The sequence below is a fragment of the Lysobacter sp. 05T417 genome (assembly GCF_056396405.1).
In genome coordinates this window covers 306,267-324,724 of sequence record NZ_JBFTLK010000008.1, presented here as the reverse complement: position 1 = coordinate 324,724, position 18,458 = coordinate 306,267, and the positions used below count along the sequence as shown (strand labels likewise).

Genomic DNA, 18,458 nt, shown 5'->3' with positions numbered 1-18,458 from the left:
GCCAAGTTCGCCGCACTGCCCGGCCTTACCGCCGGCAGCGCAAAACAAAAACCCGGCCGATGCCGGGTTTTTTGTTGCCTGCGGAACAGGCTTACGGAGCATGCGGGCCTGCCGCCTGCGCCGCCTCCAGCGCTTCGTCGCGCTGGCGGTCGAAGAAGGCCATCACGTCCTTCATGATCGGGAAGGTGCCCTCGCGGCCGATCGCCGAGACCATGTACCAGCGATCCTTCCAGCCCAGTTCTTCGATGATCCCCCTGGCGACGGCCTGCTGTTCTTCTTCCAGCAGCAGGTCGGCCTTGTTGAGCACCAGCCAGCGCGGTTTGTCGAGCAGCTCGGGGTCGTGCTTGGCCAGCTCGCGTTCGATCGCGCGCACCTGCTCGGCCGGGCTCATCAGTTCGCTGTCGTCGCCTTCATCGAATGACATCGGCGCCATGTCGACCAGGTGCAGCAGCAAACGCGTGCGCTGCAGATGGCGCAGGAACTGCGCGCCCAGGCCGGCACCGTCGGCCGCGCCTTCGATCAGGCCCGGGATGTCGGCGATGACGAAGCTGCGATGCGCTTCGACGCTGACGACACCGAGGTTCGGATAGAGCGTGGTGAACGGATAGTCCGCCACCTTAGGCGTCGCTGCCGACACCGCGCGGATCAGCGTGCTCTTGCCGGCATTGGGGAAACCAAGCAGGCCAACGTCGGCGAGCAGCTTCAGTTCCAGCTTGAGCTCGCGCTCCTCGCCCGGCAAACCCGGCAGCGCCTTGCGCGGCGAGCGGTTGACCGAGCTCTTGAAATGCATGTTGCCCAGGCCGCCCTTGCCGCCCATGGCGACAAGCAGGCGATCGCCGTGCCGGGTCAGGTCACCGATGACTTCATCGGTGCCGACGTTGGTGATCACGGTGCCGACCGGCACGGTGATGATCAGGTCCTCGCCGGCCTTGCCGTACATCTGCCGGCCCATGCCGTTCTCGCCGCGCTTGGCGCGGAACTGGCGCTGATGGCGGAAGTCGACCAGGGTGTTGAGGTTTTCGTCCGCCACCAGCCAGACGCTGCCGCCATCGCCGCCGTCGCCACCGTCGGGGCCACCGAGCGGAATGAACTTCTCACGGCGGAAGCCAACGCAGCCATTGCCGCCGTTGCCTGCGCTGACCTGGATTTCGGCTTCGTCGACGAGTTTCATGGGAGCGTTGAATTACTTCAGTAGTAGAACGGGTGAACGGATGCGAATCCATCGCCTCGGTGTGAATCACAAACGAAAAGCCCCGCCGAAGCGGGGCCCCTCGCTGCAGCTTCGATTCCGATTACGCGGAGACGACGCTGACGGTGCGACGCTTCTTCGGGCCCTTGGTCGAGAACTCGACCTTGCCATCGACGAGCGCGAACAGGGTGTGATCGCGGCCGAGGCCGACGCCGGAACCCGGATGGAACTGGGTGCCGCGCTGGCGGATGATGATGTTGCCGGCCTCGATGGCCTGGCCGCCGTACATCTTCACGCCGAGGTACTTCGGGTTGGAGTCGCGGCCGTTACGGGTGGAACCTACGCCCTTTTTGTGTGCCATGGCTGCTTCTCCTGATTAACCGGCGATGCCGGTGATTTCGATTTCGGTGTAATGCTGACGGTGACCCATCTGCTTGCGGTGATGCTTGCGGCGACGGAACTTCACGATGCGCACCTTGTCGGCGCGGCCATGGCCGACGATCTTGGCGGAGACGGTGGCACCCTTGAGGGCGTCGCCAATCTTCACGCCGTCGCTGCCGCCCAGCATCAGGACGTTGTCGAGCTTGATCTCGCTTCCAACTTCGGCATCGAGCAGTTCGACGCGCAGGGTTTCGCCCTGCATGACGCGGTACTGCTTACCGCCGGTGACTACTACTGCGTACATGACCAGATTCCTCTGTAGTTATTTTGGTCGCTGTCGCACCCACACTCGGGCGAACAGAAGCGGAATTCTAGGGCTTTCAGCGGGTTACGGCAAGTCCTGGGCCACTCCCGGGGGCCCGGAGGCGGGCGCCGCCTGCCACCGGCTTAACGCCGCCCGTGATGTACTCCCGACGCCGGGGTCTGGAGCGTCCCCAGCCCCCTTCCGGGGCGCTCGCGCAGGAGGGAATCGCCATGTTCAGCCAGATCCTCGAACAGGTGGTAGGCCGTTTCGGGCTGCAGCCAGAGCAGGCCAAGCGCTTGATGGGCCTGCTGGTGGCCCAGGTTTTCAATCCCAGGCACGGCGGCCCCACGGGGTTCATCCAGGCGTTCAGGGACCAGAGCCTGGACGGCCTGGTCGACTCCTGGCTGGGCCCGGGCCCCAACCTGCCCATCACCCCCGCCCAGCTCGAGGCCGTCCTGGGCGCCGAAACCCTGAACGGATTCGGTCAGCGCCTGGGGCTTCCGGCGGCGACCGTAAGCAGCGCATCGGCGGCGATGCTGCCTGACGCCATCGACGAGCTGAGCGAGCACGGCGACCTGCCGATCGCGGCCAGCCCGCTTTCGCAGAAGCTGCAGCACTGGTTCGGCGGCGTTGGCGTTGGACTGGATGAGTTCGGCCAGTGGGCGGCCGCACCGATGGCCGGCGCCGTCACCGCCGAAGCAGTCACGCCGACGCGCGCCGAACCGCAGGTGATCGCTCCGGCCGTCCATCGCTCCGGCGCGCATCGCTGGTTGCCATGGCTGTTGATCGGCCTGGTGATCATCGTCGCGGTGCTGTTGCCACGCGGATGCCATGGCGAACGCACCGCGGCCACCGATGCTTCCCTGCCACCGCGCAGCCAGGGCGTCGATGCGGCCACCCAGGCGCTCGACCTGCTGATCTCACGCAAGTTCAGCGCCGACGACCTGGTGCACGCGTTGAACCTGATGGTGGTGGAATTCGATTCCGACAGTGCGCGCATTTCCGCGCACAGCGATGCGATCCTGGCAAAAGCGGCCCAGGCGATCGCGTCGGCGCCTGCCGGGACACGCATCGAGATCGGTGGCCATACCGACAACAGCGGCAACGCCGCGGCAAACCTGAAACTCTCGCAGGACCGCGCCGATGCGGTGAAGCAGCGACTGATCGAGCGCGGCGTCGACCCCACGATCTTGACCAGCATCGGCCACGGCCAGGACCGGCCGATCGCCGACAACGCCAGCGATGAAGGGCGCGCACGCAATCGACGAATCGAGTTCAGTGTTGTGAAGTGATCATCACGTCACGCGACATCAGCGCGACTGCATCTGCGCAATTGCGCATTCATGATTGACGAAGATGATCGCGCGCGTTCTTCGTGCCCACGTGCACGCATTTTTACTACGCAAACGCTTGCACTTATCCGATGGTTTGGAATACGTTCACGTTGTGAGCAGCTACAGGGGGCTGCAATCACGCACGAGTGATCCCATTCGGCTGCGCGCCTTCAACGCGGCGTACGGGATCGACCGCGAGTTCAATCTGAACTACCAGAACCTGGGGCCCCGGCATGTCACTGGAAGGATCCGGTCCGTCCATCACCGACGGCGCAGCAATCGATGTGCTCGCAACCCCCTCCCCCTCCTGCGCACTGATCGCAAGTGCCCGCACGCGGCTGCCACGCAGCGCACGCGTGTCTGGCACGCACCCCGTCGGGCGACACGGCACTGCTCCGATGTAGCCGACACGTACCCGGAGCCAAGGGGAGGCGACGGGAAAATCCTGAGCAGCCAACAAAGGATGTTGTCATGACTCGCAAGACTCGTTCCCTGAAGTGGACCGCGCTGGCCATCGCCACGGCGTTCATCGTTGCACCTGTCGCCAACTCCGGCGGAAAGTTGCCAAACGTCAGCACGTCCAAGGTCTCCACACTCACCAAGCAAGCGGCGAAGGCGGCGAAGAAACAGCCCGCGCAATACGACCGCTTCATCATCACCTACAGATCGGATGCGAAGAAGCTCAGCGCCGCTGCCAGCGGCACGCAACTGGCGACGCAGCTGGCGACGGCAGCCAAGACGCTGGGCGTGGGCATCGCGCCGATGCGCACGCTGGCCACCGGCAGCTCGCTGATCCGCACCGATCGCAAGCTCGACCTCGCCGCAACCAAGCAGCTGATGGTCGAACTGCTGAAGGATCCCAACGTGCTCGCGGTCGAGCCCGATCGCCTGCGCAAGCCGCTGATGGTTCCAAACGATCCGCTTTATGCGCAGCAGTGGCATTACAAGAACGGACCGGGCGGCATCAATGTCGAGCCGGCATGGGACATCAGCACCGGCAGCGGCGTGGTCGTGGCCGTGCTCGATACCGGCATCACGCCGCATTCGGAACTGGCCGGACAAACCGTCCCCGGCTACGACTTCATCATCGACCCGGAAGTCAGCGTCGACGGCGATGGCCGCGATGCCGACCCGAACGATCCGGGCGACTGGCACGACGGCGAGTGCAACATCTTCGGGATCCCCGAGGACAGCAGCTGGCACGGCACGCACGTATCCGGCACGGTTGCCGCGGCGACCAACAACAACGCCGGCGTGGCCGGTGTCGCCTTCGGCGCCAAGGTGCAACCGGTCCGCGTGCTCGGCAAGTGCGGCGGCTACGAGTCCGACATCATCGATGCGGTGACCTGGGCCTCCGGTGGCACGGTGGCGGGCGTTCCGGCCAATGCCACTCCGGCCGAAGTGATCAACCTCAGCCTGGGTGGCGGTGGCGCCTGCTCGGTCGCCGAACAGGCGGCCTACACCGCAGCCGTCGGCCGCGGCACAACCGTGGTGGTATCGGCCGGCAACTCGTCCGATGACGCGGCCAACTACTCCCCGGCCAGCTGCAACGACGTGATCACCGTGGCCTCCGTGGGTCCCACCGGCGAGATCTCCGGCTTCTCCAACTACGGCAATGTCGTCGACGTGGCGGCGCCGGGTGGTTCGGGCGAAGCGCCGGCCGCCGACAACATCCTGTCGACGCTCAACCTGGGCCTCAAGGAGCAGGAAGGCGAAGGCTATGCCTGGTATGCGGGCACCTCGATGTCGGCACCGCACGTGTCGGGCACGATCGCCCTGATGCAGGCCGCGGCGCCAACGCCGAAGACACCGGCGCAGATCAAGAAGATCCTCGAGAACACCGCCTATGCCTCCGGCGGATTCCCGGGCGGCTGCAGCTATAGCCTCTACTGCGGCGCGGGCATCATCGATGCGCGCTACGCGGTCGCGGTCGCGGCGGGCACCGAAGCCTTGCCGCCGGACGTCCCGCCGCCGCCGCCGCCGCCGCCGGCGATCCCGCTGAAGAACGGGGTTACCGTCACCGGCATCAGCGTCGGCGCCAACGGCGCGATCCGCTACGAGCTGCTGGTCCCCAACGGCGCATCCAACCTGCTGTTCGCCATGTACGGCGGCACCGGCGATGCCGACATCTACGTCAAGCGTGGAAGCGAACCGACACTGACCTCGTACGACTGCCGACCGTTCAGCTTCGGCAACAACGAGAACTGCTTCTTCCCGGCACCGCAGGGCGGCAAGTGGTACGTGACGATCCGTGGCTTCAGTGCCGCCACCGGCGTGTCGCTGTATCCGAGCTTCACCGACGCCAACTGGCCGCGTTCGGTCGAGGCCGAGGCCACCGCGCTCAACAACCATCGCACCCGCGTTGACCTCACCTGGACCTTCGGCAAGAAGAACATCGACATCTACCGCAACGGCGCGATCCTCAAGACCGTGAAGAACAAGGGCGCGGCCACCGATACGTTCCGCATCATCGGCAGCGGCACCATGAGCTACAAGCTGTGCAACAACGGTACGCAGGAGTGCGCAGACCCGGTCGAGATCGACTACACCTCGCACAAGTAAGCGGCCAAGCAACACGCGTGGAACCACCTTGGAGGGCCCGGTGCGCCGGGCCCTTCCTTTCACCACGACATGCCCTCTGGAGCACCCATGAAGCCAGTCCGCACGACTGCATCGAACTCCCCCGCGCGGTCGCACGTCACGCCATCGCACGTCGCGATTGTCGCCACGATGACGATGACGGCCCTGATCGCCCTCGGCGGCTGCAGCCGCCAAGCAGCAGCGCCGGCCGCGCCACAGGCCCACACGACCGCCGCGACGCTTCCGCCCGCGCAGTTCGATTCGCGCCTGAGCCTGGTCAACAACAACGGCACGGTGCGCTACGACGGCACCGTCGACAGCGACGCCAGCCGCAAGGCCATCGTCGCCATGCTTGGCCAGGCGTACGGCCCGGGCCACATATCCGGCGCCCTTGCCATCGACGCAGGCGCCCGCCCGGCTCCCTGGCAGGCACAACTGCCGCAGTTCCTGCCCGCATTCACGATGCCCGGCGCCGCAATCGGCTTCGACGGCAAGCGGCTCGAACTCGGCGGCTACGCGTCCGAACCCGACCGCGCGACCCTGCTGGCGCGCGCCCGGCAACTGTTCCCCGGCTACGAACTCACCGGCCTGTTCCGCGGCGTGGGCGACATCGCCCCGGACGACACCGCACAGGCACTGGCCGCACTGAAGTCCGGCGCATCGGCCGGCGAGGTCGTCCAGGCCTTGAACCAGACCCCGATCCACTTCATCGACGGCAGCGCCCAGGTCAGCGCAGACAGCCTTGCAGCGCTCAGCCAGGCCGCCAGGGCCATCCAGGGCAGCGCTGGCGAGCGCCGGATCGAGATCACCGGCCCGGCCGGTGCCGGCGAGGACCTGGCGCTGTCGCAACAGCGCGCCGAGGCGATCAAGGTGCAACTGATCGTCAATGGCGTCAGCCCCGCCGCGATCGAGACCAGGGGCCAACCGGCAGGGGCCGCTGACAGCGAGGCGAGCTTCCGCTTGTTATAGGGGACGAAGACGGGAAATGAACTGCTGGAGCGTCGTCCGGCGGGCGGCGCCCCACGCACCCAGCCACCGGCCAGGGCTGAACTACGCCCACCAGCCCCACCCTGCGCCCCTTCCAAAACTACTAATTGCCCCCATCTTCGCCAGTCGATACGCTCCCCTGTTCGCCCCTGCATTGCGCGGCGGCGACTTCTTCCCAGACAGGCAACCGATGGCGCTGGACTACATCCGCATCCGCGGCGCGCGGACGCACAATCTCAAGAATATCGATCTCGACCTGCCGCGCGACAAACTGATCGTGATTACCGGCCTGTCGGGCTCGGGCAAGTCATCGCTCGCCTTCGACACCATCTACGCCGAAGGCCAGCGCCGCTACGTCGAATCCCTCTCGGCCTACGCACGCCAGTTCCTGTCGGTGATGGAAAAGCCCGATGTCGACCACATCGAAGGCCTGTCGCCGGCGATCTCGATCGAACAGAAATCGACCTCGCACAACCCGCGATCGACCGTCGGCACGATCACCGAGATCTACGACTACCTGCGCCTGCTCTATGCCCGCGTAGGCACCCCGCGCTGCCCCGACCACGGCTACCCCCTGGAAGCACAGACCGTCAGCCAGATGGTCGACCAGGTGATCGCCCTGGGCGAGACCGAAGAAGGGCGCGAACAGCGCTACATGCTGCTGGCCCCGGTCATTCGCGAGCGCAAGGGCGAGCATGCCCAGGTCTTCGAACAACTGCGCGCCCAGGGCTACGTCCGCGTCCGCGTCGACGGCGAACTGTACGAGGTCGACGCCGTGCCGCCGCTGGCGCTGCGCGTCAAGCACACCATCGAAGCGGTGATCGACCGCTTCAAGCCGCGCGAAGACATCAAGCAGCGCCTGGCCGAATCGTTCGAGACCGCGCTCAAGCTCGGCGACGGCATGGCCCAGGTGATGTCGCTCGACAACGCCGAGGCCGCCCCGCTGCTGTTCTCGTCCAAGTACAGCTGCCCGGTCTGCGACTATTCGCTGCCCGAACTCGAACCGCGCCTGTTCTCGTTCAACTCGCCGGTCGGCGCCTGCCCGACCTGCGACGGCCTGGGCGTGGCGCAGTTCTTCGATCCCACGCGCGTGGTCGTGCACCCGGAGCTGTCGCTCTCGGCCGGCGCCGTGCGTGGCTGGGACCGCCGCAACGCCTACTACTTCCAGCTGATCCAGTCGCTGGCCAAGCACTACAAGTTCGATACCGACGCGGTGTGGCAGTCGCTACCCGAGAAGGTGCGCCAGGCCGTGCTGTTCGGCAGCGGCGAGGAACTGGTGACGTTCACCTACCTCACCGAGAGCGGCGGCCGCAGCCAGCGCAAGCACCGTTTCGAAGGCATTGTCCCGAACCTCGAGCGTCGCTACCGCGAGACCGAGTCGGCGGCCGTGCGCGAGGAACTGGCCAAGTACATCAGCGAGCGCGCCTGCACCGACTGCGGCGGCGCGCGTCTCAACCGTGCCGCCCGCAACGTCTTCGTAGCTGACCGGCCGCTGCCGCAGATCGTGGTGCTGCCGGTCGATGAGGCCCTGTCGTTCTTCAAGGGCCTCAACCTGCCCGGCTGGCGCGGCGAGATCGCGGGCAAGATCGTCAAGGAAATCAGCGACCGTCTGCGCTTCCTGGTGGACGTGGGTCTCGACTACCTCACCCTGGAGCGCAAGGCCGACTCGCTGTCGGGCGGTGAAGCCCAGCGCATCCGCCTGGCCTCGCAGATCGGCGCCGGCCTGGTCGGCGTGATGTACGTGCTCGACGAGCCCTCCATCGGCCTGCACCAGCGCGACAACGAACGCCTGCTGGGCACGCTGACCCGCCTGCGCGATCTGGGCAACACGGTGATCGTGGTCGAGCATGACGAAGACGCGATCCGCCTTGCCGACTACGTCGTCGACATCGGCCCCGGTGCCGGCGTGCACGGCGGCGAAGTGATCGCCCAGGGCCAGCTGGCCGACCTGCTCAAGGCGCCGCGCTCGCTGACCGGCCAGTATCTCAGCGGCAAGAAGCGCATCGAGATCCCGACCAAGCGCCACAAGCCCGATCCCAAGACCACGTTCCACCTGCGCGGCGCCACCGGCAACAACCTCAAGGACGTCGACCTGGCGGTGCCGAGCGGGCTGTTCACGGCCGTCACCGGCGTGTCGGGTTCGGGCAAGTCGACGCTGATCAACGACACCCTGTTCGCGATCGCCGCCAACGAACTCAACGGCGCCTCGCATACGCCGGCGCCACACCGCGAGTACGAGAACATCGAGCTGTGGGACAAGGTCGTCGACATCGACCAGTCGCCGATCGGCCGTACGCCCCGCAGCAACCCGGCGACCTACACCGGTCTGTTCACGCCGCTGCGCGAGCTGTTCGCGCAGGTGCCCGAGGCGCGTGCGCGCGGCTACTCGCCGGGACGCTTCAGCTTCAACGTCCGTGGCGGTCGCTGCGAGGCGTGCCAGGGCGACGGCCTGATCAAGGTCGAGATGCACTTCCTGCCCGACGTCTACGTGCCCTGCGACGTCTGCGGCGGCAAGCGCTACAACCGCGAGACGCTGGAAGTCCTCTACAAGGGCTACAACATCAACGACGTGCTGGAGATGACGGTCGAGGATGCGCTGGGCCTGTTCGACGCGATCCCGGCGATCGCGCGAAAGCTTGAAACGCTGATGGACGTCGGCCTGAGCTACATCAAGCTCGGCCAGAGCGCGACCACGTTGTCCGGTGGCGAGGCGCAGCGCGTGAAGCTGTCGAAGGAACTGTCGCGGCGCGATACCGGCCGCACCTTGTACATCCTCGACGAACCGACCACCGGCCTGCACTTCCACGACATCGAGCACCTGCTTGCGGTGCTGCATCGCCTGCGCGACGACGGCAACACCGTGGTCGTGATCGAGCACAACCTCGACGTGATCAAGACTGCCGACTGGGTGATCGACCTGGGCCCGGAAGGCGGCCACCGTGGCGGCACCATCCTCGCCACCGGCACGCCGGAGCACATCGCCAGCCTGACCCACTCCCACACCGGCCGCTTCCTCGCACCGCTCCTTGGCGCGAAACCGCAAGCCCCGGGCCGCAAGCCCAGCAAGAAGAAAACCACCGCATGAGCGACACCCCTGCCCCGTCGAAGACGGGCCGCACGACTGCACGCAAGCGCAAGCCGGCCGCGAAGAAGACCGCCAAGGCCAGCGGCGAGAAAAACCAGGCCGCTGCTGCCGTCGCGCCGGATCCGATCGTCACCGGTGCGCCCGCGCCGGTCGCGCTGATCCGCGTGCCGATGTCGGTGCGCTGGCGCGACCTGGACGCGTTCAACCACGTCAACAATTCCAAGTACCTGAGCTACCTCGAGGAAGCCCGCCTGCACTGGATGCTGTCGGTGCCGGGACAAGGACTGGACGAGCACGTCGCCCCGGTCGTCGCCGCGGCCAACCTCAACTACCGCCGCCCGATCGAATGGCCGGCGCAGGTCGCGATCGAACTGTTCGTCGACCGCCTCGGCAACAGCAGCGTCAGCATCGGCCATCGCATCGTCGATGCCGCCGATGACAGCGTGCTGTATTGCGACGGCAACGTGGTGATGGTCTGGATCGATCGTGGCGACGGTCGCGCCGCGCCGCTGCCGGACGCCGTGCGCGAGTCCTGCTCGCAACACTGACGCCGCAGCCTGCGCCGCCCTCACCCGAAGGGCGGCGCCATCCGGTCGTGCCCAGGCGCCCTCAGACCCGCCCAGGCGATCTAGTGCTTGCGCCCCGCCTTCTTGCCCGGCTTGGGTGCCTTGTCGGCCTTCCCGGCAGCGCCCTCGAGCGTGACCTTGGCCCACATGTCGCCATTCTCGTCCGGGTGAACGTTCTGCACTTCGCGCCCGAATCCCGGGAAACGCTTGCCGAACGCTTCGACTGCGATGAGGAACTTCACGATCGTGCCGCCCTTGCGGTCGACCCGCTCGCCCGGCATCAGCACCGGGATGCCCGGCGGATACGGCACGATCATCAATGCCGCCACGCGCCCGGGCAGATCGGCCACGCGCACTTCCTCGGTCTTGCCGTGGATCAGTTGCTGGTAGGCCTCCGAAGGCGTCAGCACCTGTTCGGAAATCACCTCGCCGGCGGCATTGGCCATGGCCTGCAGGTCGAGTTCGGTCATGACCTCGTGCATCTCGTCGCACAGTCGCGGCAGCGTCATGCCGCCGTAGCGCTGGGGATAGGCGTGGACCAGCTCGGGCAATGCTTCTTCCAGCGGCGCCTTGCGATCGTACAGCCGCTTGAACGCCATCAGCGTTTCCAGCAGCGTGCCCCACTTGCCCTGTGTGGTGCCGACCGAGAACAGCACCAGCACGGTGTAGTCGCCGGTGCGGGCGATCTCCTGCCGGCGCGCGTCAAGGAACTTCGACAGGATCGTGCCGGGGATGCCGCGCTTGGCGATCTTGCCCTTCGCATCAGTACCCGGGCACAGGATGGTGACCTTGGTCGGGTCGAGCATGCAGAAGTCGCCGGCGACAACCTCGTCCGGGATGCCGTGCCAGCTTTCGCCTGCGCGCAACGTCCAGCATGCGGGATCGTTGCACAGCACGTCGGTTGCCGCGTCCGCCAGGTCGACCTTCTTCTTGCCCACCGGCACCTGGTCGGGCTGGAACAACGAGAAGAACCACTCGCCCTCCTCCTTGAAGCGCTTGTTGACCGAGGCCACCGCCTTGCGGAACTCGACCGCGTAGCTGACGGTCTCGCGCAGCAGCGCGCTGCCCGAGGGCTCGTCCATCATCGCGCTGGCAATGTCCAGTGATGCAATCAGCGGATAGAACGGCGATGTCGTGCCGTGCATCATGAAGGCCTCCTTGATCGGGGCCCACTCCATCTTGCCGCGCTCGCTGTTGCTGACGTGGATGTAGGACGCCATCGAGAACGCCGGCAGCATCTTGTGCGTCGACTGCACCGCGAAGACCGTCGGCCGGTTCTTCATGTCCCGCGGCACGCCCATCGCGAAGCGGTGCTTGAACAACGGATGGAACTTTCCGTACGCGTACCAGGCCTCGTCGAAGTGCACGCGCGGCACGCTCTCGCCCAGCATCTCGGCGACCTTGTCGACGTTGTAGAGCATGCCGTCGTAGGTCGGGTTGGTGACCACCGCATGCACCGGCGCGCTTGACTTCGCACCGGCCGTCAGCGGCGAGTCGGCGACCAGCTTGGCAATGTGCGCCTTGGAGAAGCGCTTGGGCGGAATCAGGCCGATCATGCCGTAGCCGTTGCGGCTGGGCTGGAAGTACACCGGGCGCGAACCGGCAAGCGTCATCGCATGGTTGAGCGATTTGTGGCAGTTGCGGTCGACTACCACCATCTCGTCATTGCCGACCGCCGCCTGCACGACGATGCGGTTGGACGCCGACGAGCCCGCCAGCACGTAGAACGTCCAGTCCGCGCCGAACACACGCGCGGCCATGCGTTGCGACTCCGCCGGCGGCCCTTCGATGTCGAGCCACGAGCCCAGCTCGACATTGGAGATGCCGATGTCGGCACGCATGATGTTCTCGCCGAAGAAGCGGTGGAACTCTGCGCCCGCCGGATGCTTGAGGTAGGCCGCGCCGCCCATGTGGCCCGGCGCGTCCCACTGGTAGGTTCCTTCTTCGGTCAGCTTCTTGAGCGCCTTGAAGTACGGCGGGAGCATGCCGCTGTGGTAGTCGTCGATGGCGAAGCGCACGCGCTTGGCAAAGAACTCCGGTGTCTCGCCGATCAGGTTGACGTACTCGCGCACCTCGCGGACCACGCTCATTGGCAGGTTTCGGGTGGTGACGCCGCGGCTGAGCAGGAAGATCGGGATGCGCAGCGACTTCTCGCGTATCGCGCGAATGATCTCCAGCACCGGCTTCTCGCTCATGCCTGCGGTTTCACCCAGGTCCCAGTCGATGGCCACGCACGAGTACGACGCCGAACCGCGGGCGATGATCAGCCCGTCCTCGCAACTGTGCGCGCGCAACACTTCGATGCCCTGGTCCTGGACCGCCTGCCCAAGCCGTGCCAGCGCGAGCGCGTAGGCCGATCCCTGGTCGGGAAGATCGGTCGTGACGTACAGCACCCAGGGCTTGGTCATGGACATGGCGATTCCTCTCGAAGTGGTGCTGACGATGACGGGGGTACCGCGGCGACTTCATCCCACGCCGCGTAAATTCCGGATGAAGCCGGGGCGCATCCGGGCTTGCCTCACTCCTGCACGACGTAGGTGTAGAAGCGGATGCGCCCTTCCTCGTGCACCTGGTACACCCCTTGGACCTCATAGGAGAAGCCCGGGAAGCGGTTGCAGTTCTCTTCGAACGCCAGGAAGTAGTCGATCATCGGCTGGGCTTTGGCGTCGTAGCGTTCGCCGGGAATGATGATCCCGATGCCCGGCGGATAGATCAGCGCCAGCGTGGCCGCGACCCGGCCGGAGACCTCGCTCATCGGCACGAAGTCCACTTCGCCACCGACCAGCGCCTCGTTCGCTTCCCGCGCGGGCATGGCCTGTTCGGGGAAGGATTCGTAGCGGAAGCTGAGCCGCTGCAGCTCCTTGATGTTCCTGGCAACGAAGTAGTCGTGCATCTCCTGCGCGATCTGGCGCAGCGAGTAGTCCCGGTAGCGCGCCTCGTTGCGCTGGTAGAGCCCGGGCACGACGGCGGCCAGCGGGCTGTCCGCCTCGTAGTGGTCGCGAAAACGCTCAAGCGCGGCCAGCAGCATCGCCATCTTGCCCTCGCCCACCGCCGGGGTCATCAGGAACAGGATGCTGTAGAGATCGTTCTTCTCCGGGATGACGTTGTTCTCGCGCAGGAAGTTGGCCAGGATCGTGGCCGGCACACCGCTCTTGGCATAGTTGCCCGTGGCTACGTCTATCCCGGCCGTGGTCAGCATCAGCTTGGTCGGATCGACCATCGCCGCGTCTTCGCCGAGGTTGCGATAGCCGTGCCAGCTCGCGCCGGGGGCCAGTTGCCAGTAGGCCTGCTCGCGCGCGAGCACCGCGGTCGGCACGTCCTCCCACGCAACGGACTTGCCCTGGTACTCGACCTTGTCCGGCACGAACGGATCGATGAAGCCGGAGAAGCGCTTGCGCACCGCCTTGCGGCCCTCGATGCCGAGCTTGACCATGTCGTCCCAGAGGACCTGCCCGGCCTTGTCGGCGTGCATCTGCGCATTGACGTCGAGGCTGGAGAACAGCGGATAGAACGGCGACGTCGACGCCTGCAGCATGAACATCTCGTTGAAGCGCTTGTGGTTGACGCGGAATGGCTTGTCGCGGATGTGCTCGTCGCGCACGTGGATCTGCGAGGCCTGCGAGAAACCGGCCAACTGCTTGTGCGTCGACTGCGTGGCGATGATGCCCGGTGAATCGCCATCCAGTGCAAGGCCCATGCTGAAGTGGTCCTTCATCAGTGGGTGGAACGCACCAAACCCGGCCCAGGCTTCGTCGAAGTGGATGTACTGGCACAGGTGGCCGATCTTCTCCAGTACCTTGCGGGCGTTGTAGACGGTGCCGTCGTAGGTGCACTGTTCGATGATCGCGACCCGGATCGGGCGTTCGCGCTTCCACACATCGGTGCCGGCCAGTCGCGGATGATGCTTGAGCTTGTCGCGGATCGCTGTCTCGTCGAACGCCGACCAGTCGATCGGTCCGACCATGCCGAAGCCATTGCGGTCGGTTTCCAGGTAGACCGGAATCGCGCCGGCCATCAGCAGCGCGCCATGGTGGTTGGACTTGTGGTTGTTGCGATCGAACAGCACCACGTCCTTGCTGCGCAGCAGCGACGTGTTGACGACCTTGTTGGACGAAGACGTGCCGTTTAGCACGAAGTAGGTCCGGTCGGACTGGAACACCCTGGCGGCAGCCTGCTGCGCCGCCAGCGCCGGTCCTTCGTGGATCAGCAGGTCGCCCAGCGCGACCATCGCGTTGCAGATGTCGTCGCGGAACACATTCTCGCCCATGTGCTCGTAGAACAGCCGGCCGACCGGGTGGCGCATGAACATCTGCCCGCCCTGGTGGCCCGGGCACGCCCAAGTGCGGTTGGCGTCGTAGTCGTACTTCATCAACTCGCCGAAGAACGGCGTGCGCAGGCTCGCCGCATAGCGCTCGATGGATGCGACCAGGCGCTTCTCGTAGAAGTCGCGCGTTTCCAGGTCGGCGATGAGGACTCCGTCGAGCGACTTCAGGAAGGGCTCGGCGAGCGCTTCGTCATCGCGACCGCTGATCATGAAGATCGGCATGCGCAGGCCGCGCTCTTCACGCGCGTCGACCACCGCCTGTGTGTCGGCGCGGGCGCAGATGATCGCGCCGAGGTCGACGCCGCCACGGATCGCCGTTGCGATCTGCTCGGAATCTATCGACGTCACCGGGAAATGCAGTTCGTCCTCGATGACCTGGGCGACGACGCCACTGTGCTCGCCCACCACCAGGATGCGGAAGAAGCGTTCAAGGGGAATACTCATCGCGGCGTCCTCTTCTCCAGTGTTCCGGCGAGCTTGTCGACAGCAGCCAGCGGACCATCGCGCATCGCGCGGCATCGGCTGACACCATTGCCAAGAAACAGAGTCGTTGACGGCGACCGCCGCAGAGTGCCCGTGCTCTATCGCGCCTGGTCCGGCCCGCAGATGCTCGCACCGAAACACGTCATTTGCGAGCGTTTCGCCTCGGTGATAATTACCGTTCGTCCGGGCGGAATGAAGCGGCTCCAGACTTCACGCGAGCGTTACGAACGCTATGAAAACCTCGCGGCGATCGCTGTCCTAAACGGGGGACTCACTGCTCGCCAGTGGCCTTGCCGCCGCGTACGGCCGGTGCGGTCGGCGGTAACCGGCCCCGCCGACCTGGGCACGCGCATTCATTTCCGCCGCGCACCGAACATTCTTGAATCCGCACTGCCGCCAGCGCACGACGATCCGCCCCGGACGCAGCTCCCGCGGATGCACAAGAGGCACGACTTGCAACGCCTGAAGTTCCGAACCCTTTCACGGAGCCTGTCATGAGCGAGTCCCACAAGAAGATGAATGTGTTCCAGCTGACTGTGATCACGCTGGTCAACATGATGGGCTCTGGCATCATCCTGCTGCCAAGCAAACTGGCGGAGATCGGCACCATCACGATCTTCTCCTGGCTGTTCACCGCCGGCGGCTCGCTTGCCCTCGCCTACGTGTTCGCCCGCTGCGGCTTCCTGAGCAGGAAGCCAGGCGGCATGGGCGGCTACGCCGAGTACGCCTTCGGCAAGGGCGGCAACTACATGGCGAACTACACCTATGGCCTGTCTCTGGTGATCGGCAACGTCGCCATCGGCGTCACCGCCGTGGGATATGCCACCGTGCTGTTCGGCGCCACGCTGAGCCCGATGCAGACCTGCTTCTGGACCATCGTCCTGCTGTGGATCACCACGTTCGCCAATTTCGGCGGCGCCAGCATCACCGGCAAGATCGGTACCGTGACGGTGTGGGGCGTGATCCTGCCGGTGGTTCTCATCTGCCTGATCGGCTGGTTCTGGTTCAGCCCCAGCACCTGGTCGGCAGCATGGAACCCCCACGACATGGGCTTCTGGGCCGCCGTGGGCAGTTCGATCTCGGTCACCCTGTGGGCGTTCCTCGGCCTGGAATCGGCCTGCGCCAACGCAGACGCGGTCGAGAATCCCGAGAAGAACGTGCCGATCGCCGTGCTGGTGGCGACCATTGGCGCGGCGGTGGTCTACATCGTGTCGACCAACGTCATCGCCGGCATCATCCCGAACGCGGAGCTGGCAAAGTCGAGCGCGCCGTTCGGGCTTGCTTACTCCCATATGTTCAGCCCGGGCATTGGCCAGACCGTGACCGCGCTGATGGTCATCGCCTGCATCGGTTCCCTGCTGGGCTGGCAGTTCACCGTCGCCCAGGTGTTCAAGAGCTCGGCCGACGTCGGCTACTTCGTTCCGATCTTCAGCCGCGTCACCAAGATCGGCACGCCCATCGTCGGCATGCTGGTGCTGCTGGCCGTCCAGACCGCGCTGGCGTTGATGACCGCCAGCCCCGAGCTGAGCGAGACGTTCGGCAAGGTGGTAAACCTCGCGGTCGTCACCAACCTGGTGCCGTACGTGATGTCGATGGCGGCCATCGTCACCATCCAGAACGTGTCGAACATTCCCAAGGACAAGGCGAGGCTGACCAACTTCGTCGCCCTGATCGCAACGGTCTACAGCTTCTATGCCCTCTACAGTTCGGGCACCGAGGCCATCGTGCTGGGCGGCCTGTGCATCTTCCTGGGCTGGACGCTGTTTGGCTTCTTCGCCGCCAACCGCTTCTACCGCATGGAGAACGAGGCGCACGTGCCGAACCCGGGCAAGTCGTTCCAGACCTGACGTTCACGCGCCCTGACCCCAGCCTCTCTCCCGCACGCGGGAGAGAGGCTCAAGGCGCTCAGGGCAACTTGGCCCCCACCCTCGCCGCGCTGCGTCCCACCAGCGCATAGAACGGAATCGTCAGCACCAGCACCACGAAGGCATTTCGATCCAGCTCCGCGGACTGGCCGAGGATCACCCCACCGCAGTACACGCAGGCCAGCAGCCCGACCACGGCCAGCAGACCCCGTCGTGCTGCCGGAAGATCCAGAGTGGCGTTGAGCCGCCACATCGCCACCACCGAATAGACGTACGGAATGACCATGAGCACGACCGTGGCGCTGGTGATGCGGGTGAACTGGTCCGCCACCGTCGGCGACACCGTCAGCACCAGCAGCGCGGTCATCAGCACACCGGTGATGATCAGGTTGCGCGCCGGCATGCCACGCGCATTCTTGATCGCGAACACGCGCGCAAACATCCCGTCCTCGGCCGCCGCCTGGGCCGACTGCGCCACGATCAGGATCCAGCCAGTGAGCGCGCCGGCGGCCTTCGCGATTGCCGCCAGCGAAATGACGATGGCGCCCCACGGCCCCAGCATGACCCGCGCCGCGTCCGCGAACGGAGCGCCGGACGCCTTCAGCTGCTCGTTGCTGAGCAACCCCATGATCACCGTGCAGCACACGACATAGATCACCGTCGACACCACCAGGCCGATGATGGTGGCCAGCGGCACGTTGCGCTTCGGGTTCTCGATCACGCCCGCCGAGACCGCCGCACTCTCCACGCCCAGGAACGCCCACAACGCGATGGAGGCACTGTGGGTGATGGCCGTCGGCGCCGGGACCGCGCCGGGGTTCCAGCCCGCCATGAAGACCTCGGGACGGAACCAGAACCAGCCCAGCAGACCGATAACCGCGATCGGCAGGATGCCGGCAACGGTGGTGATCGCGGTGAAGTGGCCAACCGCGTTGGCGCCACGCATGTTGAGCCAGATGAACACCCAGATCACCACGGCGGTGCACAGGCAGGCGAGCCATGGGTGGGCCAGTACCGGGAAGAACACGGCCAGGTAGCCGGTCACCGAGACCGCAATGGCGATGTTGCCGATGACATTGGCCACCCAGTACAGCAGGTTGGTCTGGAACGCCGCGAACGGCCCCAGGTGGTCGCGCGCGTACGCGTACGGACCACCCGCCTTCGGGTCGACCATCCCCAGGTGCGCGAACACCAGTCCCAGAGCCGAGGCCCCGATTGCGGCCGCAATCCAGCCGAAGATCGAAATGCTGCCGATCGAGGCCAGGCTGGCCGGCAGCAGGAAGATCCCGGTGCCGACCATGTTCGCCACTACCAGCGAGGAGGCGCCGAGCAACCCCATCTTGCCGTTGCCACCATGCAT

General features: G+C 65.8%; 11 protein-coding genes and 1 pseudogene. 6 read left to right on the top strand and 6 right to left on the bottom strand.

Annotation, left to right across the window (positions count from 1 at the left end; all coding sequences use genetic code 11):
- Positions 1-91 precede the first annotated feature (91 nt).
- The 3 genes from obgE to rplU all read right to left on the bottom strand — a co-directional run bounded on the left by obgE (position 92) and on the right by rplU (position 1,874).
- Positions 92-1,171, bottom strand: coding sequence for a GTPase ObgE (gene obgE / locus AC1DER_RS16240; protein ID WP_477244767.1), 1,080 nt, complete (start codon positions 1,169-1,171; stop codon positions 92-94).
- A gap of 121 nt (positions 1,172-1,292) precedes the next feature.
- Positions 1,293-1,550, bottom strand: coding sequence for a 50S ribosomal protein L27 (gene rpmA / locus AC1DER_RS16235; RefSeq protein WP_441815932.1), 258 nt, complete (start codon positions 1,548-1,550; stop codon positions 1,293-1,295).
- A gap of 15 nt (positions 1,551-1,565) precedes the next feature.
- Positions 1,566-1,874: a 50S ribosomal protein L21 gene (gene rplU / locus AC1DER_RS16230; protein WP_441815931.1), complete on the bottom strand. Its 309-nt coding sequence runs from the start codon at positions 1,872-1,874 to the stop codon at positions 1,566-1,568.
- 230 nt (positions 1,875-2,104) lie between these two features.
- Between rplU and AC1DER_RS16225 the strand changes: the two genes are divergently transcribed.
- The 5 genes and pseudogenes from AC1DER_RS16225 (at position 2,105) to AC1DER_RS16205 (ending at position 10,408) form a co-directional block, all read left to right on the top strand.
- Positions 2,105-3,166, top strand: a complete 1,062-nt coding sequence (locus AC1DER_RS16225; RefSeq protein WP_477244770.1) for an OmpA family protein — start codon at positions 2,105-2,107, stop codon at positions 3,164-3,166.
- A 513-nt stretch (positions 3,167-3,679) separates the two neighbouring features.
- Positions 3,680-5,770 carry a S8 family peptidase gene (locus tag AC1DER_RS16220; RefSeq protein WP_477244772.1) on the top strand — a complete coding sequence of 697 codons (2,091 nt, stop codon included), beginning with the start codon at positions 3,680-3,682 and terminating at the stop codon, positions 5,768-5,770.
- An 87-nt stretch (positions 5,771-5,857) separates the two neighbouring features.
- The gene (locus AC1DER_RS16215) at positions 5,858-6,757 is read left to right on the top strand and encodes an OmpA family protein (RefSeq protein ID WP_477244774.1); all 900 of its coding nucleotides are present in this window, start codon (positions 5,858-5,860) and stop codon (positions 6,755-6,757) included.
- Positions 6,758-6,965: 208 nt separating this feature from the next.
- Positions 6,966-9,842 (top strand): annotated as a pseudogene (gene uvrA, locus AC1DER_RS16210) (excinuclease ABC subunit UvrA); the annotation flags it as partial.
- Positions 9,843-10,030: 188 nt separating this feature from the next.
- Entirely contained in the window at positions 10,031-10,408 is a 378-nt protein-coding gene (locus AC1DER_RS16205) for an acyl-CoA thioesterase (RefSeq protein ID WP_441816322.1), read from the top strand.
- An 80-nt stretch (positions 10,409-10,488) separates the two neighbouring features.
- Here AC1DER_RS16205 and AC1DER_RS16200 read toward each other — a convergent pair whose 3' ends face one another.
- Together AC1DER_RS16200 and speC are read right to left on the bottom strand one after the other, a co-directional pair.
- Positions 10,489-12,840, bottom strand: coding sequence for an Orn/Lys/Arg family decarboxylase (locus AC1DER_RS16200; protein ID WP_477244776.1), 2,352 nt, complete (start codon positions 12,838-12,840; stop codon positions 10,489-10,491).
- A gap of 104 nt (positions 12,841-12,944) precedes the next feature.
- A complete protein-coding gene (gene speC / locus AC1DER_RS16195; protein ID WP_477244778.1) occupies positions 12,945-15,194 on the bottom strand; it encodes an ornithine decarboxylase in 2,250 nt (749 codons plus the stop codon).
- Between the two features lie 533 nt (positions 15,195-15,727).
- On the opposite strand from speC, the gene potE reads away from it, so the two are divergent.
- Positions 15,728-17,080, top strand: a complete 1,353-nt coding sequence (gene potE, locus AC1DER_RS16190; protein WP_441815925.1) for a putrescine-ornithine antiporter — start codon at positions 15,728-15,730, stop codon at positions 17,078-17,080.
- Between the two features lie 58 nt (positions 17,081-17,138).
- On the opposite strand, the gene AC1DER_RS16185 is transcribed toward potE, so the two are convergent.
- Positions 17,139-18,458, bottom strand: a complete 1,320-nt coding sequence (locus tag AC1DER_RS16185; RefSeq protein WP_441815924.1) for an amino acid permease — start codon at positions 18,456-18,458, stop codon at positions 17,139-17,141.

Excerpts from the sequence above, each read along its gene's own strand:
- rplU (WP_441815931.1), bottom strand. The coding sequence starts at position 1,874 with ATGTACGCAGTAGTAGTCACCGGCGGTAAGCAGTACCGCGTCATGCAG.
- AC1DER_RS16205 (WP_441816322.1), top strand. The coding sequence starts at position 10,031 with ATGTCGGTGCGCTGGCGCGACCTGGACGCGTTCAACCACGTCAACAAT.
- obgE (WP_477244767.1), bottom strand. The coding sequence starts at position 1,171 with ATGAAACTCGTCGACGAAGCCGAAATCCAGGTCAGCGCAGGCAACGGC.
- speC (WP_477244778.1), bottom strand. The coding sequence starts at position 15,194 with ATGAGTATTCCCCTTGAACGCTTCTTCCGCATCCTGGTGGTGGGCGAG.
- rpmA (WP_441815932.1), bottom strand. The coding sequence starts at position 1,550 with ATGGCACACAAAAAGGGCGTAGGTTCCACCCGTAACGGCCGCGACTCC.
- AC1DER_RS16225 (WP_477244770.1), top strand. The coding sequence starts at position 2,105 with ATGTTCAGCCAGATCCTCGAACAGGTGGTAGGCCGTTTCGGGCTGCAG.
- AC1DER_RS16185 (WP_441815924.1), bottom strand. The coding sequence starts at position 18,458 with ATGCATGGTGGCAACGGCAAGATGGGGTTGCTCGGCGCCTCCTCGCTG.
- AC1DER_RS16215 (WP_477244774.1), top strand. The coding sequence starts at position 5,858 with ATGAAGCCAGTCCGCACGACTGCATCGAACTCCCCCGCGCGGTCGCAC.
- AC1DER_RS16200 (WP_477244776.1), bottom strand. The coding sequence starts at position 12,840 with ATGTCCATGACCAAGCCCTGGGTGCTGTACGTCACGACCGATCTTCCC.
- AC1DER_RS16220 (WP_477244772.1), top strand. The coding sequence starts at position 3,680 with ATGACTCGCAAGACTCGTTCCCTGAAGTGGACCGCGCTGGCCATCGCC.
- potE (WP_441815925.1), top strand. The coding sequence starts at position 15,728 with ATGAGCGAGTCCCACAAGAAGATGAATGTGTTCCAGCTGACTGTGATC.